Annotated in this window: 17 protein-coding genes, 1 tRNA gene and 1 riboswitch; of the genes, 5 read left to right on the top strand and 13 right to left on the bottom strand. The window is 50.5% G+C overall.

The genetic code is table 11. The annotated features are described in order from the left end of the window. Window positions 1-134 precede the first annotated feature (134 nt). From mreD to H6F91_RS17815, 3 genes are all read right to left on the bottom strand, one after another. Window positions 135-710, bottom strand: a complete 576-nt coding sequence (mreD, locus tag H6F91_RS17825) for a rod shape-determining protein MreD (RefSeq protein ID WP_190774771.1) — start codon at window positions 708-710, stop codon at window positions 135-137. 15 nt (window positions 711-725) lie between these two features. After that, complete coding sequence (mreC, locus tag H6F91_RS17820; protein WP_190774770.1) at window positions 726-1,478, bottom strand: rod shape-determining protein MreC; 753 nt, start codon at window positions 1,476-1,478, stop codon at window positions 726-728. A gap of 90 nt (window positions 1,479-1,568) precedes the next feature. Beyond that, window positions 1,569-2,573 (bottom strand): rod shape-determining protein, encoded by a 1,005-nt coding sequence (locus H6F91_RS17815; protein ID WP_190774769.1) that lies wholly within the window; start codon window positions 2,571-2,573, stop codon window positions 1,569-1,571. Window positions 2,574-3,089: 516 nt separating this feature from the next. Here H6F91_RS17815 and H6F91_RS17810 point away from each other — a divergent pair. Continuing rightward, window positions 3,090-3,452, top strand: a complete 363-nt coding sequence (locus tag H6F91_RS17810; RefSeq protein ID WP_190774768.1) for a single-stranded DNA-binding protein — start codon at window positions 3,090-3,092, stop codon at window positions 3,450-3,452. A gap of 456 nt (window positions 3,453-3,908) precedes the next feature. Here the strand turns inward: H6F91_RS17810 and H6F91_RS17805 are convergent, their stop codons facing one another. The 6 genes from H6F91_RS17805 to H6F91_RS17780 form a co-directional block, all read right to left on the bottom strand. Then, window positions 3,909-4,556: a TraX family protein gene (locus H6F91_RS17805; protein ID WP_190774767.1), complete on the bottom strand. Its 648-nt coding sequence runs from the start codon at window positions 4,554-4,556 to the stop codon at window positions 3,909-3,911. A gap of 130 nt (window positions 4,557-4,686) precedes the next feature. After that, window positions 4,687-6,195, bottom strand: a complete 1,509-nt coding sequence (locus tag H6F91_RS17800; protein WP_190774766.1) for a cryptochrome/photolyase family protein — start codon at window positions 6,193-6,195, stop codon at window positions 4,687-4,689. A gap of 462 nt (window positions 6,196-6,657) precedes the next feature. Beyond that, window positions 6,658-7,002 carry a DUF3082 domain-containing protein gene (locus H6F91_RS17795; protein WP_190774765.1) on the bottom strand — a complete coding sequence of 115 codons (345 nt, stop codon included), beginning with the start codon at window positions 7,000-7,002 and terminating at the stop codon, window positions 6,658-6,660. 249 nt (window positions 7,003-7,251) lie between these two features. Beyond that, window positions 7,252-8,199 (bottom strand): 4-(cytidine 5'-diphospho)-2-C-methyl-D-erythritol kinase, encoded by a 948-nt coding sequence (gene ispE, locus H6F91_RS17790; RefSeq protein WP_190789420.1) that lies wholly within the window; start codon window positions 8,197-8,199, stop codon window positions 7,252-7,254. Window positions 8,200-8,275: 76 nt separating this feature from the next. After that, entirely contained in the window at window positions 8,276-9,235 is a 960-nt protein-coding gene (gene rsmA / locus H6F91_RS17785; protein ID WP_190774764.1) for a 16S rRNA (adenine(1518)-N(6)/adenine(1519)-N(6))-dimethyltransferase RsmA, read from the bottom strand. Window positions 9,236-9,247: 12 nt separating this feature from the next. Continuing rightward, window positions 9,248-9,583, bottom strand: a complete 336-nt coding sequence (locus tag H6F91_RS17780) for a hypothetical protein (RefSeq protein WP_190774763.1) — start codon at window positions 9,581-9,583, stop codon at window positions 9,248-9,250. A gap of 298 nt (window positions 9,584-9,881) precedes the next feature. Between H6F91_RS17780 and H6F91_RS17775 the strand changes: the two genes are divergently transcribed. Further along, window positions 9,882-10,274, top strand: coding sequence for an alr0857 family protein (locus H6F91_RS17775; RefSeq protein ID WP_190789417.1), 393 nt, complete (start codon window positions 9,882-9,884; stop codon window positions 10,272-10,274). Between the two features lie 33 nt (window positions 10,275-10,307). Further along, a riboswitch (TPP riboswitch) is annotated at window positions 10,308-10,407 on the bottom strand. Window positions 10,408-10,985: 578 nt separating this feature from the next. On the opposite strand, the gene H6F91_RS17770 is transcribed toward H6F91_RS17775, so the two are convergent. Together H6F91_RS17770 and H6F91_RS17765 are read right to left on the bottom strand one after the other, a co-directional pair. After that, window positions 10,986-13,106, bottom strand: coding sequence for a TIGR00300 family protein (locus H6F91_RS17770; RefSeq protein ID WP_190774761.1), 2,121 nt, complete (start codon window positions 13,104-13,106; stop codon window positions 10,986-10,988). Window positions 13,107-13,392: 286 nt separating this feature from the next. After that, window positions 13,393-14,823, bottom strand: coding sequence for a hypothetical protein (locus H6F91_RS17765; RefSeq protein ID WP_190774760.1), 1,431 nt, complete (start codon window positions 14,821-14,823; stop codon window positions 13,393-13,395). Between the two features lie 790 nt (window positions 14,824-15,613). Between H6F91_RS17765 and H6F91_RS17760 the strand changes: the two genes are divergently transcribed. Then, entirely contained in the window at window positions 15,614-18,064 is a 2,451-nt protein-coding gene (locus H6F91_RS17760) for an Ig-like domain-containing protein (RefSeq protein ID WP_190771675.1), read from the top strand. Window positions 18,065-18,571: 507 nt separating this feature from the next. Then, complete coding sequence (locus H6F91_RS17755) at window positions 18,572-18,733, top strand: hypothetical protein (protein WP_190771674.1); 162 nt, start codon at window positions 18,572-18,574, stop codon at window positions 18,731-18,733. Window positions 18,734-19,045: 312 nt separating this feature from the next. On the opposite strand, the gene cpdA is transcribed toward H6F91_RS17755, so the two are convergent. Beyond that, window positions 19,046-19,822 (bottom strand): 3',5'-cyclic-AMP phosphodiesterase, encoded by a 777-nt coding sequence (gene cpdA / locus H6F91_RS17745; RefSeq protein WP_190771673.1) that lies wholly within the window; start codon window positions 19,820-19,822, stop codon window positions 19,046-19,048. A 336-nt stretch (window positions 19,823-20,158) separates the two neighbouring features. Between cpdA and H6F91_RS17740 the strand changes: the two genes are divergently transcribed. After that, window positions 20,159-20,229: transfer RNA gene (locus H6F91_RS17740), tRNA-Cys, on the top strand. Between the two features lie 136 nt (window positions 20,230-20,365). Here the strand turns inward: H6F91_RS17740 and H6F91_RS17735 are convergent. Beyond that, window positions 20,366-22,729, bottom strand: coding sequence for a tetratricopeptide repeat protein (locus tag H6F91_RS17735; protein WP_190789416.1), 2,364 nt, complete (start codon window positions 22,727-22,729; stop codon window positions 20,366-20,368). Window positions 22,730-22,898: the final 169 nt, after the last annotated feature.

Here is a 22,898-nt window from a genome sequence, read left to right as displayed (position 1 = left end):
CGCCCTACGGGCGTGAACTCTTGGCTTTGATGCCCGAAAACCGCGCGCCAAAGGCGTGCGGTTTTCGGGCCTGATTTCAATAGGACAAAGGCTGAGGGGCATGCCTCACCGCCTTTAGCCTTTGCTCACGACGGTTAACCCATCTGGGCCTGTTCAATGGTCTCTATCATCTGCCACCAACGTTTCAAAGGGTAGTAGATGACCGGAGCCCACAGGCTGCTTAAAATGGCCGAACAGAGGGCAATTTGCTGATGAAACAGCCAGATTTCACCAATGGTTGGATAGGTTTCAGATACTCCCCGGATGCTGCCCAGACTGAACTGTAGAGCAACGACTGTTTCTGCGACTACAGCCATGCCAAATACAATGAGGGCAATGGAAATGAAGTCTTCCTGAATATAACGCTGCTTACGAATACGGGCTGTTAAAACAGCGACGATCGCCAGACTAACCGCATGGCTCGGATGAGGCGTTGTCATTCCGTCTTGAATCAGACCAAGAATTAGGCCTGCCAGCGCGCCTTCCCAAGCCGTGCGATTAACGCTCCAAACGACGACCCAAATTAACATCCAGTTTGGGCCAACGCCTAGCAGCTCCATGCCTGGGAACCGGGTTGGCATGATCAGCAAACAGACCAATATAGAGAAGATGGTAACAGCCCAATTGAACGATCGCCGCTGCAAAGGGGACCAGCGATAGGGGTCAAACACAGGCAGACACCTCCGCTACCAATCCTGAGATTTAGAATTTGACGTCACAATCACCCAGTCCAGATAACCAATGGGAGCTGAAAGCTCAATGACTGCTTCTGGAGCTGGGCTCTTACGCAAATCTACAGACTCTACCTGCCCAACGGGTAACCCCGCAGGCATTAAGTGACTGATAGGAGACGTTGCGACCACATCTCCCGGACGAACATCGGGCACTTTCTCAAAGAACTGCATAACCGCACGGTTGCCCGCCTGACCTCGCATAACGCCCACTACACGGGAACGGCTAATGGTTACTCCAACCTGACTTGTTGGATCTGTTACTAACAATACCCGGCTGGTATTGGGTGTCACCTGGGTTATCCGACCAACCAGGCCCCCCGTTCCAGATACCACGTCTCCAACCTTAATGCCATCATTGCTTCCACGTCCTAGAACGACTTGCTGCCACCAGTGATCCGCGCTACGGCCAATGACGGGGGCAACAATCCCCTTGGATTGGCCATCTCGATAATTAATGAGTTGGCGCAGGCTCTGGTTTTGGCTTTCCAGTTCCACAACTCGGCTTTGAAGCTCTCGAATAGTGGCATTTTCTAGAACGAGCTGTTGCGTATCTTCTTGGGGTTGAAAGGGGAGGGTCAGCAAGCGGTAAAGTTCATACACCGCTCCACCCTGAGACTGTTTCAGCCCCCAGGCAAAGGATAGCGCCAAGCCAATCAGAATTAACCGAAGCCCTTGACGACTCCACCAGCGGCGTAACGTTAACATTCCGGCATGTGCACTCTAGGGTTTGCAGATTCGAAATAAGCAGGAAGCCTGTTGGCATTAAGTTGTGTGATACCAACAGGTTTCATCAACTTACATATTGCGAGAGTGACCGCTGAATACCCGCTCCAATTGCTTGAAGTTCTCAAGAACACGACCTGTACCCAGAACTACACAGCTAAGAGGATCAGCCGCAACATGAGTCACTATTCCTGTTTCATGGCTGATGAGAGTATCTAGACCTTTGAGCAATGCACCACCCCCGGCCAGCATAATTCCGCGATCGATAATATCAGCTGCCAGTTCGGGAGGTGTACGCTCCAGGGTTCGCTTCACGGCCTCAATGATGACTGTCAATGGCTCAGCCATGGCTTCGCGAATTTCGGCGCTCTTGACAGTAATCGTGCGGGGTAACCCAGACAAAAGGTGAAGACCGCGTACCTCTAATGCAATCTCGTCTTCGTCCGTGGGGTAGGCGGAACCAATGCTAATTTTGATTTCCTCGGCCGTGCGTTCCCCAATCACCAGGTTGTGGACCTTCTTCATGTACTGAGAGATGGCTTCACTCAGTTCATCACCAGCCACTCGCACGGACTCGCTCAACACAGTACCTTGCAAACTGAGGACGGCAACTTCAGTCGTACCGCCACCAATATCAATGATCATGTTGCCTGTTGGCTCGGCAACAGGCAACCCCGCCCCAATGGCTGCCGCTACAGGTTCATCAATCAGATAAACATCACGGGCTCCTGCTTGAGAAGCCGCTTCCATAACAGCCCGACGCTCAACCCCGGTTACTCCGCTGGGAATCCCGATCACGATACGGGGTGAAACGAGGGTACGCCCTTCATGAACCCGGCGAATGAAGTGCTTCAGCATCAATTCGGCGGTATCAAAGTCGGCAATTACACCATCGCGCAAGGGGCGAAGCGCAACCACGTCACCAGGGGTACGGCCTAACATTTTCTTTGCGTCTTCACCAACAGCCAGAGGCAATTTTTTGTTTTGGTCAATGGCGACGACGGAGGGCTCTTGTAACACGATGCCCCGGCCCGAAACATAAACCAGCGTGTTAGCAGTACCGAGGTCGATACCCATGTCACGCGAAAGTGAAAAGCGATTGAAGAGTCCCACGAGTTTACCTAGCTCCTAATTGTCGTCAAATGCCTGCTCTTCAGTTTCGAGCGACCCGGCGTAAACCTTAACTGCACCACTCTACAACGTCAAGGCCCTAAAGAAGGGCAGTCGAGGTGGATTTTATTACGTTTCTTGTCAAGAGTTTACAGCACCCGATTGTCCTTTGAATGATGAATAATTGAGAAAAGTGGAAGGAACAGGGCGATCGCTCGCCCACCGGGTAATACAGCCCGTACTGAAAACTTGTCAAACCGCCGAAGTATAAATTGCTTCTCGGCTCTTCTGAATTAGTACAAATAGACTAGTATTAAAAAGAGGTAGCCTTCTAAATTTGTTGAAAGCTCTACTACGATGCCTGTGGGCAGGGCTTTGTACTATGATTCCCACAGACTTTGTACAAATCCGTAAATTTCCGCCATAATAACTGACTTTGTTGCCAGGTTTTCACCACTATTGTGCTTTTGGGGTTGAACCACGATGAGTTTGAACGTTGTAACGCTGGTGGGTCGGGCAGGTCGTGACCCAGAGGTGAAATATTTTGAGTCGGGTAGTGTGGTCTGCAATCTGACCTTGGCGGTCAACCGCCGCAGCCGCAATAATGACGAACCCGATTGGTTTAACCTCGAAATTTGGGGTAAAACCGCTCAGGTCGCTGCTGATTATGTTCGTAAGGGTAGTTTGATTGGTGTGACGGGTGCGCTGAAGTTTGACTACTGGCAAGATCGCGGCACAGGCGCTGAGCGTTCCAAGCCTGTCATTCGGGTTGATCGGTTGGAGTTGTTAGGTTCGAAGCGGGATCAGGACACTGACATGTCGGGCTACGGCAGCGACGAGTTCTAATGCAGCAGGCATCTGCACTCAACTAAGCTTTGGCAGTTCGCATTCGGGTTGGTTCTTGAGTTCCTCTCAACTGTGTCACTTAGGAGTTCAAGTTGAGGGTTATCTCACTCCTGGAGTGGAAGGTTGTATTTCAAAAGTTTGGTTGATGGTTGTGGAAAGAGCGTTTTACGTTCCCTGCCATAGCCATCAACCAAACGTCCAACGCAGTGCTAAGGATCACAAACAAAATAACCTGTAATTTTTTTGTGGAGGTGGCGAAGCCGTCTCTACAAAAAAATTACAGGTTGCGAAGTATCTGTTTCTAACAGGGCTTACGCAAGTCCGCTATATCTAGAGCATTTATGCTGTGAGTGGGGTGCAGAGCACCCCACTCACAGCATAAATGCGTAAGTCCTGTCTAAGTGAGATAACCCGAAATTTGGGGCTGAGCATCAGGCCTCAAAGTTTTTGGCGGGTCTACCCGGTTGGTTGTTGTATCTGAAGATGAATGAGACCCAATATTAATAGATGAGCTGGGTAAAACAGATAAAACCAACGGGCTTTTGCCCCTCGCTCGCCATTGGTCAGGTGAAAGATTAGGGGGGAAAGGACGGCAGGAAGTTGGTTGTACCCCCATTGGAGTTCAGTGAAGAGGTGGAGCAAAATCCAGAACAGCCACCAGAGGGCGGTAAGTTTGTAGGTGCGAATTAGGGCGATCGCTCCAATTCCATAAAACCCGTAGCTAGCATGACTAAGTTCTGCCAGCACACCTCCTCCAACCCAAATGGGTAGCTCCCATTGGGGGTATTGGCGACGCCCTCGTAGGCACAACGCACCTAAAGCCAGACTGAACAGAATGTTGAGATCGGGCTCACTAATTTCAAAAGCCCAGAGGTAAACCGGGTGTGAGATAAATCCCCAGGCAATTAAGCGCAGCAAATAGCGTGGCATGTGGTGGGTATACTGCTCGCCTTGCACCAGAAGCCAGGCAAACAGTGGAAAGCTAAATCGACCGATCACTCGCAAAATCGGCAGTTCCGGAAAGAAAATAACGCCCACATGGTCAACCACCATGAGCGCTGCCGCCAATAGCTTGATGTGGTAATTGGTTAAAGGAGGGACCATAAGGGTCTGCAGTTCCCTGTGCTGAGGAGCAAACCCGGATTGATCAAACCAAGAGGGGGTGTTGACTCAATGAGCAAAGGGTTGCTCTTCACCACGTAGTGCGAGTGGAAGACAACCATTCAAGCTCCCTCTAATGGTGTGCTGCATGCCACGCATTAGCGCGTTCCCGAATTTCTGTGAGTTCTTCAGGTGGCATTTTATCCAGGTTTTTGAGAATGAACGTCATGCGACCCTGACTGGAAAGTTTCTCGCGATGGCGAGCCAGGAAATCCCAGTAAAAGAAATTGAAGGGGCAGGTCCGATCGCCTGTCCGAGCTTTTGGATCATAGCGGCACCCTTTACAATAATCGCTCATCTTATTGACATAATTTGCCGAGGAAGCGTAAGGCTTCGATGCCAGTATGCCTCCATCAGCAAATAAGCCCATACCAATAACATTGGGCTGCATGACCCAGTCGTACGCATCAATAAAAGCGGCATGGAACCAGCTCTCTACCTCCTGGGGAGAAAACCCAGCAATCAGTGAGAAGTTGGCCAGAATCATCAAGCGTTGGATGTGGTGGGCATAGCCCATGTGCTCAATTTGCTTCAGAACCTGATGGAGGCAGTTCATATCTGCCTGGTTGGAATTCCAAAAGAATTTGGGTAAAGGTTGCGTGTGGTTGAAGAAATTGCGCTGAGGGTAATCCTCATCCATATATTGGTACAGGCCATGCATATACTCTCGCCAGCCCAGAACTTGTCGGACGAATCCTTCAACTCCATTGATGGGCAGATCATGGGTTTCCCAAACCGCCTCCACAGCCTCAATAATTTCCAAAGGGTGAAGGAGCCCAAGGTTCATGTAGGGGGACAGAAGGGCATGCCACAGAGTGTGTTCGTCAGTCACCATGGCATCTTGATAGGGGCCAAAGGTTGGTAGCCGGGTGGTAATGAAGTGATCCAGTACCCGCAGCGCGTGATCTCGGGTTACTCCCCACCGAAAGGGCTCAGCTTCTCCATAGCTAGTAAAGTCGCCGTTCTTCACCCATTCCATGACCTCCTGGGTAATGGCATCAGGCTCGAACCACAAGGGATGAGGGGTTTCTAATTTTCCCTTAGGCGGTTTGCGATTGTCTTTGTCAAAATTCCATTGCCCTCCTGCAGGTTGATCCCCACGCATGAGAACAGCAAATCGCTGTCGTCCCTCTCGATAGAAAAATTCCATCAGCAGGTTTTTGCGTTTTTTAGCCCATTCGCGAAAGGCATCGGTTGTCCAAAGAAAATGATTATTGGGTAAGTAAGTGATCGGGACCGGCAGATCCAACCCGTCCATGAGTTTGCGGAAGGGGCGATCGCTCGGCTGCATAACCTGCAGTTCCGTGATCCCCTCAGTCGCGATCCACTTCTGCAAAGGTGCTTCGAAATCCTCAGCAACCTCATAGGTTACGGGCCATCCTTGTTGGCGCAGTTCTTCTGCAAAATGGCGCATCGCTGACCAGACCAGCACCAACTTTTGCCGATGATAGGGCCGCTTTCGTACCCACTGAAGCGATTCAATGAGAATGACGGGAGTTTGGGAGGAGCGATCGCCATACTGTACTAATGCTGCCTGTTGATGGGATAGCTGATCCCCCAGAATCCAGATACCTACGGTCATACCCTTTCTGATAAGCGTTTACATATTGTAATAAGCCTTGGGCTCACGCCAATACTCCGTGGCTCTGAATTGCTTGGCATCCAAAGAAATGGTTGTGGGAAGGGGCAAAACCAGTGGTTCTCCCAGGTTCAATCAATACCTATAGCGCTGTGCATGTTGATTAACGTCAGTTCGGGATAAGCTGAACCGCCCATTATTGCGTGCGCGACGCGCACGCAATAATGGGCTTTTTCGAGTGCCGCGCGAAGCGCGGCACTCGAAAAAGCCCTTAACCCGAACTGAGGTTGATTAAGTACGGTGATGTGGGGCACTTCGTGCCCCACACCACCGTTGTTGTACTTAACGCACTTGCACATTGCTATAGAACCTATCCAAAACCGAAAACCGAATTTTGGGAGAGCGCGGTGCATACACACCGTACCCTTCCAAAATTCGGTTTTCAAATAGGCTCTGAGGTCGACTTTATTTGTCGGAGGTAGCTGGCTGGCCTTTGATCAGTAGTTGAAGTGCTAATCCAATCAGCCCCAACGTTGTGACGCTGAACGTAATAGTGCCCAAAGCTCCCATCCCAATGACCAGCGATCGCACCAATGTAGAGATCCGCACCGTTAAGTAGTTATCCGAGACGATGGGAGTTGCATCTAAGGTTTGGTGAATGGAGGTCGTTAGCATGTAAAGGCCAACGGAAAATAATGCAGAAATGACTGCCCCGGTGACGCATCGAAGCACGGTGGGAGGCTTATCAAGCGGCTCTTCCTGCGTCTTGGGCTTAGCGGTTTGCAGGTTTTGAGAAGGTTCGTTCACCATACAGCGGGGGTTCCGTTTGGTCTGCAGAATCATTCTCATCCTAGAGCAGGATGGATTCCTTGTGGGTAAATAAAAACTGGACTTATTAGCAATGTGCAAGTGCATTACGTACAGCAACGATGGTGTGGGACACTTCGTCCCCCACACCACCGTACTTAATCTGCGCAGCGCTATACCTCAGTTTGGGCTGAGAGTATTTTTGAGGGCAGCTTATGCGTCGCACTCAAAAATACCGAATTGTGGAACGTTTCAGCTTGAGGCCAACTGAATACCGGTGGGGCATAGCTCTGTGACCCAGAGTTGCAGGTCGGGGTTGGGGATGGTTTCCCGTACTCGGTCTCGAATCTGTGCAGCGGCGGCGGGGGTTGCGGCTAGGGCAAACACAGTGGGGCCAGAGCCAGACATCATACAACCTAAAGGATTGCAAGCTTGCATTGCAGCTTTTAATTCTGCAACCTGCGGGTACTCCGGGAGAACAACTTTTTCCAGGTCATTGTGAAGGTATTTGCCAATCTGGCCCGTGTCCTGGTGGCTGATGGCGCTAACCAGAGCACCGGATTGCATTGCTTGACGCTGGGTGGAAAACCGATCGCTTTCTCGAATATAAGTGTGACCAAATTGTTGGCGATAGGTTTTGTAGGCCCACGGTGTCGAAACGGAGAGGCTGCGGTATTTGCCCAGCACTACAGACAGCCCACTTAAATCCGTGAGGGGTGCTAACCTCTCACCACGCCCGGTGGCGATCGCCGTTCCCCCAGACACACAAAAAGGAATATCTGACCCCAATCGCGCCGCTAGTTCCTGCAATTCAATTTGGGTGAGACCTAAGCCCCACATCAAATCCAGACCCACCAGCACGGCGGCAGCATCCGTTGAGCCACCCGCCAGCCCCGCCCCAATGGGAATGTTCTTTTCAATAAAGATGTCTACGCCACCATATTGACTGTAGGCATCCTCAAACTCGTCTGCCATGAGTTTGGCCGCCCGATAGGCGAGATTTGAGGTGTCTGCTGGAACTTCAGGGTTATCGCATTGCACCTGGATACGAGTGGTTCCGTTGGGGCGAATCTGAATGCGATCAGCCAGGGCAATGCTCTGCATCACCATTGCGAGTTCATGGTAACCGTCAGGGCGATCGCCCAAAATTTCTAGATAAAAGTTAATTTTGGCGGGGGCGGTCAGGAGATAGGAGCGCATGGGTACTGAATCCATGACATTTTTGCAACTTTCCTATCATGCCACTGTTGGGAATGTTTATCTGAATGCTTCAGTTCTACAATGCAGGTGGGATGGGAGCGATCGCCTCTATCTCCTCCTCCGCAGGAACCTCAGGTAAAGCTGTAGAACCTTCACTTAATAAGGTATTGCTGAGATTAACCCAGTCGCTAACGCTCAGGTCCTCGGCGCGGGCCTGGGGGTTCAGGTTGAGGCGGGTGAAAAGGTCGGTGAGAGTATCGCGCTCACTCCCTTCCCCCTGAACATCCTTCACAATCCCTTTGAGGTTGTTACGAAGCATCTTACGGCGGCTGGCGAACCCCAGTTTGACGAGGGTTTCCATGTGGCGTGGATTTGTGGCCGGCGTGGGGAAGGGGCGAGGACGCAGCCGCACGACGGCGGAATCTACTTTTGGAGGTGGCTGGAACGCTCGGGCCGGGACGTCGCAAATCCAGTCTGCCTCAGCGAGGTATTGAACCCGGACGGAGAGGGCACCGAAGGTTTTCTTGCCCGGTTTAGCACAGAGGCGCTCGGCAACTTCCTTTTGCATCAGCAGCACAAGGCTATCAAAGGGGCGGGGATTGGGTTGATGAATGCTACCCAGAAGTTTTTCCAGGATGGGGCCGGTGATGTTGTAGGGAATATTGGCGACAACCTTATTGGGAGTTTGAAACGCAGGTTGGTTGGCCAGGGCTGCATCCAGATCGAGGGAGAGGAAATCCCCTTCAATCAGGTGGAATGTGGAGTGTTGAGCGAACTCTTTTTGAAGGAGTTTGACCAGATCTCGATCAATTTCGACGGAAACAACGGCCCGAGCCAGGCGAAGCAAGCGACGAGTCAGCAAGCCTGTACCCGGACCGATTTCCAGTACGATGTCGTCCGGCAACCCCTCATCGGATTGCGTAGGACGGACGAGGGCTTGACCTCCTGACAGATTCGCGGCGGAAACAATTCGCTGAAGGGCTTTCTCACTGCGTAGCCAGTGCTGAGCAAATCGTTTTCGCGGTCGGAAGGTCATGACGTAAAGTTCCTATGCAGCAAGGCTCCCTTCGCTGAGGGGCACCATCTCACCTGTCGTTGTCCACCCCAATATCATCCGTTCATGGGGCTTGATGATTTTACCTGTTAACGCGCACGTTTCTTCTTGTTGGGCGATCGCGGCCACACTGGCTCGTATTTGATCCGGCGTTAAACTGGGTCTAAACTGTCCCGATTTCTGTTGTACATAGTTCCACAACACATCTCGGATAAGGGCTTGATAACCCTGGCTGCCTGCTAATTTCTTAAGATGCTCTTTGAGATCTCGTTCCAGCCGGATGCTGGTGACTTCCATTTCGGTGGTTGGGGTGCGATTGATCGTGTACATTAGGACTCTCCTTTGTTCATTATCGACATCATTGTATTACAATTGTAGTATGATAATGAGGATATGAACAACCCAGGCAGACGAAGCAGGCCGGGAGGGCACAACCCAACAACTTGCTTCGATGATAGCGCCCTTCCCCACAAAGCGTCTCAATTTGTCCATGACCTAAACGTCAACATCTTTCGTGGATTGTCTGGAAAGACGGTGTTGAAACACGTGTCTATCTAGAACCAGATTTTGTTTGCCCGATCCCAAAACGTTGCTCTGCAAAACCGTTTTTCGGAGTCATGCCGACGTTATGTTGAAATTCACGTTTACGGAAACCGGATTCTATTTAGAGTTATTACCTGAATCGCTGGAAAGCTGGCTGCCCCCTCGCCTCACATTAATGCTGAAATCTGGACAATCGATCACCCTGGAGCGGTGTTCAGCATCCTTTGTGTTGGCTGCTAGCACTCGCTGTCGGCGGGAGTTAGCAGCGTTGATGCGATTGGAGGATGAGGGGGCGATCGCTGTTTCCCCCTGTGATGCTGAAACTTTAGAGGTGAGCCTGCGTGGTACCTGGCTAACTTCTCGGAAGGATTTGCCTGAAGGTGTGTTTCTCGCCACACTGACCCCGCCAACTGAGGCGATGCTGTATAACCTTTGGCAGCAGGAAGCCCGCCAGAATCACATAGGGGCGCAGGGATAGAACCTGCGCCCTTTTTCGGCAGTCCAATGCAGTCCAATTGCTTAACTGCTTTCCCTTCGCCGGTACTAGCCGGTCTCAGGTTCTAAGGGTGTAATCTCAGCCTGGCGTAGCTCAGGCACCCCCAGCATTTGTCGGAATGATAGTAACACGGTACACGGTTATCTGTTCAAAAAAGTATTGGCATTGAGTGATGTGTACTGTACACATCACTCAATGCCAATACTTTTTTGAATGTTATGTACCCTGGTTGGGTGTTATGTGCCCTGCTTGGGGACGCGCCGCTCCCCAAACCCCTCGGCTGGGGGAACGGGGCGCCGTCCCCCAGACCCCCTTGCGCTAAGGGGTTATCGGTAGGAGGTGAATGTGGCGCTTCGCATCGGTGGGTGAGGATCAAGTTTGTGCACCGATGGAAAAAATGCTTTGCATCCTAATCTGATTGCGCTTTTTGTCATAACCGATCACATCACCCCAGCCTGATCAAAAACCCAACAGATGCGAAGCGGCTTGACACGACTCCTGCAAAATCTCCTTGCCTAGGGGGTCTGGGGGAGGGGCACCCCGTCCCCCAGTCGAGGGGTTTGGGGAGCGACGCGTCCCCAAGCAGGGAAAATGATACCTACCCTTATTCAAAGACAACAGAAATGCTGGACTGTGCATAAAAGCCAAACTCCCAGTGTCTTTAAAGACACCGGGAGTTGGAAAGACAGACAGTTATACCGTTTGAGCAACTTGATAAACGTGGGTAAGTTTATCGAGTTGTTGCACCAGCAGGCTCAAGAAGAGGCCAACGTCAGTAACCACGCCAACAGATTCAACAGAGCCGCGATCGCTCAATTTGGTTACCACAGCGGGGTTAATGTCAACACACACCAACTTCACACCAGCAGGGGTCATGTTGCCGACGCCGATGGAGTGCAGCATAGAAGAGAGCATCAGCACCATATCCGCACCGCGGATATGGCGAGAGTAGTCTTCCTGAGCTTTGATCAGATCCATTTGGGTATCCGGCAAGGGGCCATCATCTCGGATGGAGCCCGCCAAAGAGAAGGGCACCCCATTCTTCACGCATTCGTAGAAGATGCCGGTGGTAATCATGCCCTGCTCAACCGCATTGGCAATATTGCCGTGGCGACGAACGGAGTTGATTACCTTCAAATGGTGACGGTGACCGCCACGAACGGAGACACCCCGCTTCATATCCACACCGAGGGAGGTGCCGAGAACGGCCTGCTCGATGTCGTGGACGGCGATCGCATTTCCACCCAATAACGCCTGCACATAGCCCTCACGAATCAGGCGGGAGAGGTGCTCGGAACCACCCGTGTGAATGACGACCGGACCGGCAACCACAACGACTTTACCGCCACGATCGCGAATCTGCCGTAGTTCCCAGGCAATCTGTTCGACCACCAGTTCAACGCGGCGTTCGCTGGAGACGCCTGCGCCCATAAAGCCGAATTCCTTATCACTGCCGCTGCGCTGGTCGCGGGCTTCGGTCTTGCGAACCGTCCGAATCCCTTCGACCCCGACAACGACGCGATCGCCCTTCTTTAGATCCCGCAACAGCTTGCATTCAGCGATCAGCCCTTCTGGCGTCTCACTGACTACAATGGCCCCATCCATGCGCTGGTTCTGCACGCGCACCCACTCGCATTTGACCCGTACTTCTGTCGGGTAAATAGTCGTGACGTAGAAATCGTCAGGGGCAACGCCGTCCAGTTCTACGGTTTCCAGGGGGTTGTCGCAGACTTCCTGAGGGGGGGCAACGGCACCAACATCGATGAGTTGCGACACAATGTCTTCCATCACATTATGGTCGGGAGCCGTGACCTTAATTTCGGCCTGAGACGTACTCTGGCGTTGTTCACCCAATTGGAAGTTCAACACCTGGAAGCTACCGCCCCCTTCCACAATCAGATCCAATGCGCGATTGATCAGGCCGGAGTCAAGCAGGTGGCCTTCTAGACGAATGGTGCGGCTTTCGATGGTTGCGGCACCGTGGAGCAGGGGTTGAATGGGCTCGGTGACGCGCAGAGTCAAGCACTTCGCTGCACCACCGGCTTTCAAAAATTCTGTCAGTGGCGTTTCGACGACTTCGAAACCTGCTTGCTCCAACCGTTCACGCAATTCTGCACTGGCTTTGTTCATAATCACGGTGTGATTAATGTTCACCGTGTTGCAGGCAAAGTTTGCGGCATCGGCTTCACCCACCACAATCCGCTTAGACTCAGGAACGCGCATCTCAATCAAGCGATTGGAGTAGGCGTCAAATGCTGGGGGATAGTACATTAAGTACCCATCCGTCAGCGGGCAGAAGCAGGTATCCAGGTGATAGAAGCGCTCGTCCATCAGTCGCAGAGATAGCACTTCAATATCCAGCCACTTGGCTAGGTAGGGGTGAGAATCTAACTCAGAGCGGAAGCCGTAGCCGGCCCATAGCCAACGGCCTTCCCGATCTAATAGCGCATCCCCGGCTCCCTCAAAGGGCAAGTCTTTCGGCAGTTCATGCACCGTAAAGCCTTGTTGCAAAAACCATTCTTTGAAGAAGGGTTCTTCCCCTTGCCGTTCTTTGTGGAAGAAACGGCTGAGCACGACGGTCTTATCCAGCACTAATCCAGCGTTGGCCGTGAACACCATATCCGGCACGCCCTTTTGGGGTTGCACCAACTCCACCACGGCCCGGTCTTTGATGATGTGGTAGAGGTCTTGCCATTGTTCAACGGCGCGATCGCGCGAAGATTTGTGAATGTTGCCTTCCATCCATGGATTAATCACATAATCCACGTCGTAATGATCCGGCGCACACATGAGGAAATGAATTGAGGAAGCCATAAGGAACTTACTTGCAAGTAGATGAATTATTCAGTTGCACACCCTTCATCAGGCTCAAGCAGACTCCCGCTAAAAATGTGAGAGGATGTTCGAAAAGTCCCAGAAAGGGTATATTTCGTGTGCGTAACGCACGCAAAAATAAACTTTTCAAATATCTCTGAAGGGGCAACCTAAGAAACTATTCCAATCGAACTATTGACAGAGCCAATCTCATATTTTAGTACCCTATAACCGATACCTGGGTGGATTGCTATTTTTGTCATGAACTGCTGACATAAATATTCAATTACTTCTGTCGCATTTTTTCAGGACGAATAGCGAGCTGATGGCTTTGCGTTATTTCGTAGAAGCGATGATGGGTTTCCTGTCGCAGAGTATCTAAATCCTGCTCTGAGAGGTTTTGGATGTAATTGACTTTAAACTCTTCTAGAAGGTCAATTACTAAATTTTCCAGGTTTTCCAGCGTGTTATTTTCGTAGATCTCGCTACGGAATGTTGTTCCTACACGGTTAATCAGATTACGGGTAAGCTGTAAACCTTCGGGCTTTTCAAGGGCAGTGGTAAGACTGTCATAAGCCGTTTGTGTGAGGTCAGAAACCAGTCGCTCGCCAAGCTGGTCGGGAATGTCTTTTAGGCCCGGTACCTGAGCCAGGTTTCGGTAGAAGGGAGATTGCTCTAGTACACAACTAACACTGTAGCGAATTAAAGCTTCTAGTTCCGGACGAATATTCGGAAGGACTTGATAAACGGTAAGGGTGATCAATTGGCGGGCGATCGCTTCGGCCTCATCTACACCATTAATGTCAACGTAGCGGCGACGGTTGTTGGGGTCGAGAAGCCAGTGCGTCAGCTCTTTCTGCGATATGAGATCTTGCATTTGCTCGATCACCCGGAGCACCACTACCTCGGTTAGTTCGATGGCAAAGCTGGCGGCTAATCCACGAGTCAGACGATCGCGCACCGGAGTCAGGTTTATCAGCCGCGATTCGTGAATTCGCATCAGGGTGGATATAACTCGCAACCCACGCCAGAAGGGTAAAAACAACGGTATGTCATACCAACGCCATAGCATCGCATCGAACCAGTTTGTTCCTTTATAGCGACGGCTAAGCCGAAAGGTTCGAACTAAAAAGTCTGACGCAAAGATGACGACAAAGGGTAAATCAAGAATCCAAAACCTATTAATTAAATTTCCCCGGTTGTTGAAGCCACGGTAATAGTTGCTTGCCATTAGCGGGCGAATTTCATCGTTAAAATAGTCCAGCTCCTGATCAAATCCGGCCTGACTCAGGTAGCTTCTGCTCCAGAAGCGCTGAAAAGCATCTTTGGATGATTCCTCATCCATGTGGTCACGCATGCGATTCTTGATTCGCTCCAAAGTACCCGTCTTATCAGCGGCGGCAAACGGGTTTTCGTCGACCATGGCGACGCTGCGATCGCGCAAGTTTGTCAGAAGGGCCGCAGTTTCCTGGGCGTTCAACCCCTCCTTCTGCAACCTCTCTACCTGATTCAGGTAAGTATCTGTGTCTCGATGGGGCTCAATTCCCTTAAAAGTCGCCCCATACCATTGCGTAAACCCTGGCATATAGCGTAAATAAGAGTCTCGCCAGGGGATATAGCTCCAGTCGAAGGCGACTAACCCCAAATTGACGACGGCTAACACCGCCAACACCTTGTTAGTGGCTGTGCCTGGGGTTACTGATTTGCGCTTAAACATGGAATTTGCAGAATGTGCCATCTCCCATTGAAGTACGGAAGAGAGGAAATTTCATGGCTCTTCAGGTTCAATTCAGATCTAGGGCTTGTTTTAAGGGTTATTTTTTATTCATCCCGTGGATAAGAAATAACCCTTAGAACAAGTCCTTAGAACAGAGCAGCAATTCTCAGTATGGGTTTCAAAGCTGAGAGTTCGTGCCCTTCGGGCACGAACTCTCAGCTTTGAAACCCGAAAATAGCCCGCCGAAGGCGGGCTATTTTCGGGTTGGATTCCAAAATGAGAATTGCTGAGAACAGAGCCCAGCACTTGACCGCTTCAGTTTATTTACCTTTGAAGGTGGTAGGCGCAATCATGAAATTCTCTATTACAGGATAGGGGCTAGAAAAAAAGGACTCAACTTCTGAAATTCACAGTCTTTTTATAATTTTGAATTCTACTTACACCGAAATTCAAAACCATCAGAAGCTTCACAGCAATCCATCAATTCTTCATCAAAATCCAGGTGCTGTCTTTTCCTCTAATAGGTAACTTGGTAGAAGGAAAGTTTTGAGGGGTGTAATCACGGACTGTTGTCCTATGACGTATGACTTCTTGACAAAGCCCTCTTAAGAGCCATACGTAATTTCAGGACTCCCGATGCCCTTCATCTTGGTCTAAGACAATTTCTGCAAAGCATCTACCTTAATTGAATTGTCGCGGAGCTTTGTTCTCCCCACTATTTATTGCCATGGTTCCCTGGACGCCATTGGGCACTTTTTTTGTCATTTGATTGATCTCGGAGAAGCTAATCATGGTACTCGAAATTACGGTTACTGATCAGTCCAATTCTGCTCAACTTCCCAAAGAGCTAACGGATGTTAATGGCAAGCTATACGTTACAGCTCAAGATGCAAATGGCGATCGGGAACTTTACTTTATCGGCCCCAATGGTGCCCCTACAAAAATCAATATCAACACCGCAGGAAGCTCTTCTCCAGAATCTTTAACCAATGTCAATGGCACTTTGTTCTTTAGTGCATTGGATACATCAGGAGATAGAGAACTTTTCTATTTAGATGCTAATAACAACCCCGTCAAAGTGGGTGGTGCAAATGGCGTAAATTCGACAGGTAGCTCTTCTCCAGATTCTCTCAATAATGTGAATGGCTCGCTGTATTTCAGGGCTACAAACTCCAGCGGAGCATTGAAGCTTTTTATTGTTGACCCGGATAAAAATCTGATCGAAACACCTTTGACACTGCCGGGTGATTTCTATCAAGAGCCAGTTTTTATTGGTGATACGCCCTACTACAGCGCCCAGGATGCAACTGGTGATCAAGAACTTTATTTCCTCGGTGTAGGTTACTCGGCTAACAAAATTGACGTGAACCCAACAGGAAGTTCTTCTGCCCAATCATTAACTGAAGTCGGGTCAACTCTCTTTTTCAGAGCTAAGGATGCTGATGGAGCCTGGAAACTCTACTTCCTTGGCCCCAACAATGCACCAACTCAAGTTCCACTCAATAGTAATCTCACTCCAGAGAACTTAATTGAAGTGGATCGAACCCTTTACTTCACGGCTACAAATAGCACGACAGGTGCTCAACAGCTCTACTACTTAACCCGGAACAACGCTATTCCGGTGAGCGACAACTTTGTTGCGAATCCCATTTCATTAAATGGCATCACAGGCATAAAGGCGCTCACATCAATCAATGGGAACTTATATTTCTCCGGTACGGATGCTACGGGTGATAGCGATGTCTTCTACATCAATGACAGCAAGGTTCCCGTTAAATTGGATATCAATCCAGCCGGAAATGCTGCCCCCGATGAATTGTCTCTATTCAATGGAAACCTGTTCTTCATCGCAAATAATGGCAGCGGTGGAGGAACGTTTTATGGTCTGGTCGAACGGATCAGTGTAACGGGTGTGACCCTGCCCGACGCTAAAAGCTATGGGACAGGACAAGCCCTTAATTTCGTCGTTAACTTTGATGAGGTTGTCAATGTTGATACGACGGGTGGAGCGCCAATCTTAGGGCTTTCCCTAGATAGTGGTCCGGTCGATGCAACCTATGTTTCGGGCACCGGTACAAAACAGCTAGTCTTCAGATATACCATTACGGAAGGCAATGCTGATTTAGATGGTATTTCTGTACAGTCTCTCAATCTGAACGGTAGTGTTCTTCAAGGTAATCTCAACGGCATCCCTACTCTGACGCTTCCTGGCAACATCGATAGCAGCGGTATTCGGGTTGATACAGTAAACCCAACGCTAGCCATTGCCCCTGTTTCTTCTCTTGTTCAAGATGGACGTGTTAATCCTGCAACGGGTACCGTTACCTTCAGCTTCAGCGAGGCCATGGCAGGCTTCAACTTGTCAGATCTTCAGTTGACCCGTAATGGCGCGTCGGTGAACTTGTCGGGAGCTACGCTCTCGAATAACGGCGGTACCTATACTCTCAGTGGGTTAGCTCCTATTACAGGAGTCGATGGGAGTTACAGCCTAAGCCTGGATGTGGCGGGTTCGGGCATTACGGACGCGGCTGGCAACCCACTAACTGCTGGAGGTTCTATCTCCTGGAAACGGGGTACCACGGCTCTGCCTCCCGCTCCTCTCCGGTTTACGGGTGGATTGCGTGGCCGTACGTATAGCGGAAAGGCTAGGAATGAAACCATTCTGGGAACAACTAGAAACGATACGTTGTCGGGTGCGGGTGGTAACGATACGATTCGTGGCTATGCCAGCAACGACATTCTGAGCGGTGGCACCGGCAATGACTCGATCTATGGCGGCACTGCAAATGACCGGGTTAATGGGGGAGCTGGAAAAGATAACCTATTGGGTGAGGGGGGCAATGACCTCCTGAAGGGTGATGCTCAGAATGACAAGATTAACGGCGGCGGCGGTAACGATATGCTCGTCGGTGGTCTGGGTGTGGATACGCTGATTGGCGGAGCTGGCCGTGATACTTACAGCTATAGCCAGCTGACGGAAAGGGGCGATATCATTCGGGGCTTCCAGATCGGGCAGGATGTGATCGATCTGTCCCCCATGTTCCGGAAAGCGCCCTTTAATACGGGGGCCACAGCCTTTGCTAAGTTTGATCGGTTTGTCAAGCTAACTCAGGTTGGGGCTTCTACCGCTGTCCAAGTTGATCAGGATGGAAGTGGAGCTGGTACGACGTTTGTGACCTTAGCAACGCTAACCAACATCCAGGCTAGTGCGCTGACCAGCCGTAGTTTTGCGATCGCCTAACCTATCGCGCTGATAACGCGTTGATGGGCATAGATTGAGTGGTGTGGAGTATGAAATACCCCACACCACTTTTTTGTGTCGCACTGCGCCTTGAACCAGGAGGGCCATTTCTGGAAAGCCGAGTTCTGCGCAGCTTTTCAGAAATAATCATGAATAGACTTAGGAGGTTTCTGCATAAGAATTTACCCAGAATGTTGGTACTTTGCCCGCGAAGTGGGCAAAGTACCAACATTCTGGGGGTAATTTCATTACTGGAAATCTCCTTAGTTAGCAGATAGAAACTGCTACACGCATGCGTGTCAATATTACAGCGCTTTTCAAGCACTTAAAATCTGGTTGATTCAAACGCAAAGCGCTGTAGAACCTGGATTTTAGGCCGGAGTAGGGTGTGAGGATGACGACAATTGCCACAGTTGTGTGTGCCTCTTGGGGCCTCTGTCCTCTAACAGATGCGTCTCTAAAGACTCTCCTGATATAAGGGTAAATATTCGTTGAACGAAGAGGGAAATGCAGCCTACGCAGATCGTGCTAAAGCTGATTGCGGGTAGCTATTTTCTCTATCGCCTTAAGAGTATGGCGGGTATTGACTTGGCCCACCATTACCACGCGGTTGAGATATTCTGGCATCCTGTAGAAGTTTTACGGGATCTTATGAGGTTCTATGGGTAATTTACGAGATGGACGCTTCGCAGTAAGGGTTTATACTCTGATGTTGGGGGCTTCACCTATGTTCCAAACCCTCCGTTGAACGATTATCATAGCGACTATCTACTACCGTCAGAGGGCGGTGTTCTACGTTTCTGCAAAGGGTGCATCATGCTAGGCGATCGCGAACACTCTACGGCCAATTTGCCCATTTCAAACCCAGTTTCGACGGCTCTACGTCCAAATCCTTTCACCACCTATCGAGATCCTGATACAGGGCGCTGGGTGGTTGTTTTTCCCGCCAGTTCTCTAGGAGAAAAATCTTTAAGCCATAGTCTAAATTTGGCTCGGTAGAGCAGGAATCCGCTCAACCCGTGTGCTAAAGCGCCCATCTGGAAACAGTTCTAACAACCGAAAACCGGGCAGCACGGAGTCGGCTTCAAAGTTGTCGCTCCCTGATTTGAGCTGCACGCAGGTCGAGGGTGAGCCCAGGTAAGTAACTCCCTGGCGATCGCCCTCGAATTCCTGATGAATATGCCCAAACAGAACAATTTTGACCTGCGGGTGCTGATCGAGCACCTTATAGAAGGCATCTGCATTCTGCAACCGAATTGCATCCATGCAAGGACAATGGACCGGGCAGGGAGGATGGTGTAATACCACTAGCCCCGGCAATTCAGATGCAGCCTGCAACTGCTGATCTAGAAATGTTAGTTGGGCCTCGGCCAACTCCCCAAAAGGTTGCTCTGGAACGGCAGTATCTAATAGAACGACATTCCATCCGCCTGTCTGAAACCCTCGGGTTGTCTGAAACACTCCATCCTGCAAGATAGGCTGCATAATTGCCGGGATATCGTGGTTGCCGGGAATCCAGTAGGTGGTAGCTCCCAGCGGGGCTATGGTTTCCCGTAACCGCTCATAAGATTCAGGGGTTTCGTCCTGCGATAAGTCTCCTGTTAGCAGCACAATATCGGGCTGTCGCGGTAACGATCGCACCTGATCTGCCACGGCCTGAAGTGAGGCGGCAGACTGAATGCCCATCATGGCGCTACTCTCATCGGCAAAGAGATGGGTATCGGTTAACTGAGCAATCAAGAGGGAGTTGGAGGGCATAGGGGAACACCCATAAACAACACTTTCAGCCTACTGGATTCCGCAGCGATCTGAATTTAGTCTGTTTTAACCTCAGTTCGGGATAAGCTGAAGTGCTCATTTTGGCGTGCGCTTCGCGCACGCCAAAATGAGCGTTTTCAAGTGCCGCGCAACGCGCGGCACTTGAAAACGCCCTTAACCCGAACTCAGGTTGTTTTAGGGCTGTGGAACCTCAAGTTTTATGCCTTGTCAGGGCTCAGCGATTTTATAAAAAGAAAGGGCGATCGCTTCTATATTTTTAGGCCGCGACTTCTGATATACTAGGTAATCGTTGAGAGATACATCAATCTCCATCGCGGCGGCATAGCCAAGTGGTAAGGCAGAGGTCTGCAAAACCTTTACCCCCAGTTCGAGTCTGGGTGCCGCCTTCTGTATGTTTGTGTGCCTTTGTACGTTTGCATGATAAATGTCGCTATTTGCGCGATCATGTCGTTTTGGGGCGATTTTTTGATGGGTTTAAATTCGCGCGATCATGTCGCTGAGACTATATAACTTCTCTGGAAATCACCTAGACTGAATCTGAAATTGAACCTTCTCAATCTGTTTTGTTGCCTGCATTTGCCCAAACAGCCGCAATGCCTGCTCGAAGGATTTCTGGCACTGTTGCAATTGACCAATCGCCCGGTAAGTGAGTCCCAGTTGAAAATAAGCATTTGCCAGATCGCAAACGGCTCCGATCGTCTCGAGTAGGGCAATCGCCTGTTGGTGGTAGCTCAGGGCAGAGTCTAAATCGTGCTGTTGGCGGCAAAATTCTGCCAGTCCATTCAGCGTCTTCGCTTTGACCTGGGTGTAATGGCTAGCTCCTGCAAATGCCAGGGCGCGATCGTACATTGCCTGTGCCCGTTCAAACTTGTGTAAATTCGTATAGGTTTGACCCAGAATTTGAATGAAATAAGCGAATCGTCCGGTTTGTTCAATCACTTTCTGGGTCAGGATGAATTGATAAGCAGTCTCCGCTAAGGAATCGGCAGTATCGAATTGTCCCAGATAGGAATGGGCGAGGGCTAAACAAACCGATGCTTTTTCTGCCCAGGGATGATGGGCGGTATTTTGCGCCAGATCGATGACCTGTTGAAAGAGTCGGGCAGCGACCTCCAGTTCCCATAAATCCATCTGATATAGCCCAATGCTGAGAAGCGAATCCACTTGCAGCATCCGCAGATAGTAAACGGTGTGCTGGTTTTGGGTGGCGGAAGAAAGCTTTTGTTGAGCAGCCTCCACAAGGCTAATGGTTTTTTCCTGGCAGGCGATCGCTTCGCTAATGCGCCCCCTGATCCAATACAAATCGCCCAGGATATTGTAAAGCTCGCTTAGTTTCGGGGGAGATTGAATGTGAGGAATGACTTGAACGATCGCAGCCAAAACAGGTTGCAGCAATCCCATGCGGTAGAGGGTGCTGCCCAGGGGTAAAAACTGCTGCCACTGATTCGTGCGGCTTTTGAGAACAACGCTGCCGGCGGCTTCAAAGTCTCCTATTTCGATGTAGTGATAGTGTGCTTCCAGGGCTTGCAGCGCATCTTGAACGGTTTCAATCGTTAACACCTGACTTGTCCAGAATTGGGCGGCTTTGCGGTGGCTAATTTCCCAGTCCAAACTGGCACGCAGTCGGACGATCGCCTCTGCTTGAATCGTAGGATGCAGCCAGTATTTGCCCTGCTCACACTCCACCAGCGATCGATCCCGCAGCGCAGTCACCACCTGTCGTCGTTGGTCGGGCGGCACATCCCAGAGTAAACACAGCACACCTTCTGAGGGAACGGCTGGCATTTCCTGATAGCGGTAGCATCCCAATCGGCAAAGCAATCGATAGGCAGCCGGATCTAAGGCTTGCAGGCGATCGATCTGACTGATCACCAAATTCCTCAAATCTCGCGTTGCCAGCAAATTCTGCTGATTTTCCTGCCAGTAGGCTGCCATGTCCCCCTGAAAATCCTCTGCAATAGCACCGCACAAAATTCCCATGGCTTTAGCATTGCCCCTATAGGCACGATGGATTTGCCCCAGGGTGAGCGGATCGATCGTCATTTGGCGGCTGAAAAACGTTTGCCATGCAGCCAGATCGAGCCGGGGCAGCTTGTAGTGTTTGACTGCCAGGTCGGGTTCACATAGTCGATCGCGACTGGTAATCAGGGTGACAGACTGGACTCTGGCATCAGACAGGACTCGCAGTAGCTCCACATAGGAGCGATGGGGCGAAATGAACCGACCTTCTGCGTCCAGCACGGGTTCCAGGTTGTCAATCAAGATGCCGATGCGTCGCTGGTGAAGCTGGCGTTTTAAGCGTCCCAGGGAAATGCCCAATTCCGTTCCTGGCTCTTGCTGGAAGTCTTGTTTTAACCACTCCTCCACAATGCGTTCTACTGAGGTAATATTTGAGGTTTCCTTTGCCATTAAGAGTTCCAGCACAGTTTCAAATCCCTGCGTCTGGAGATAGTGCTGTGCTAGCGTCGTTTTCCCTAACCCGCCTTCACCTTGAATCACAATGACTTTGCAACCCTGCTGCACCAGATGATCCAGGTGGGCGATCGCCGCTTCCCTGCCCAGGAGCGTTTCAGCTGGAGTGTGAGGCGGTAGTGCAGGAAGGACTGTTGTAGAAGCCCCAGACTGCTTGTGGAGATACCGCTCCAGAACCACGCGACAGGTACTTTTAGTAATACGTTCTCCTAATAGCCCGGACAGCACTTTCCAGAGGTGAGCACTCACGTCCTTGATGTGTCCCTCGGTATAACCAGAATGCGCTGCAATCTCCGGGTATTTTTGCCCACGCAATACCCTAGCCAAAATGTCCCTTTGTAGGGCATTAAGCTGTTTCCCAGTCTTGAAAGTAATTAACTGGTCCACCCATGCCAGCGCCGTTTCAGCTTCCATTGCGGAATCACTGCTGAAGTTTTTTGTACATTCTACTGAATCAGCCCAGTGGGTATGACTACACCGACTTTTCCGACTTTTCCGACTTCTACACCCATCTAATAGGCGACTGTTGCCGACTGACGCGAAATAGATGAATTGCTTAGGCTATGAACGATCGCACATTAAT

Origin of the sequence: Leptolyngbya sp. FACHB-8, from assembly GCF_014695575.1 — a bacterium.
Lineage (GTDB): Bacteria > Cyanobacteriota > Cyanobacteriia > Elainellales > Elainellaceae > Vacuolonema.
This window is presented reverse-complemented; position numbering and strand designations above follow the sequence as displayed.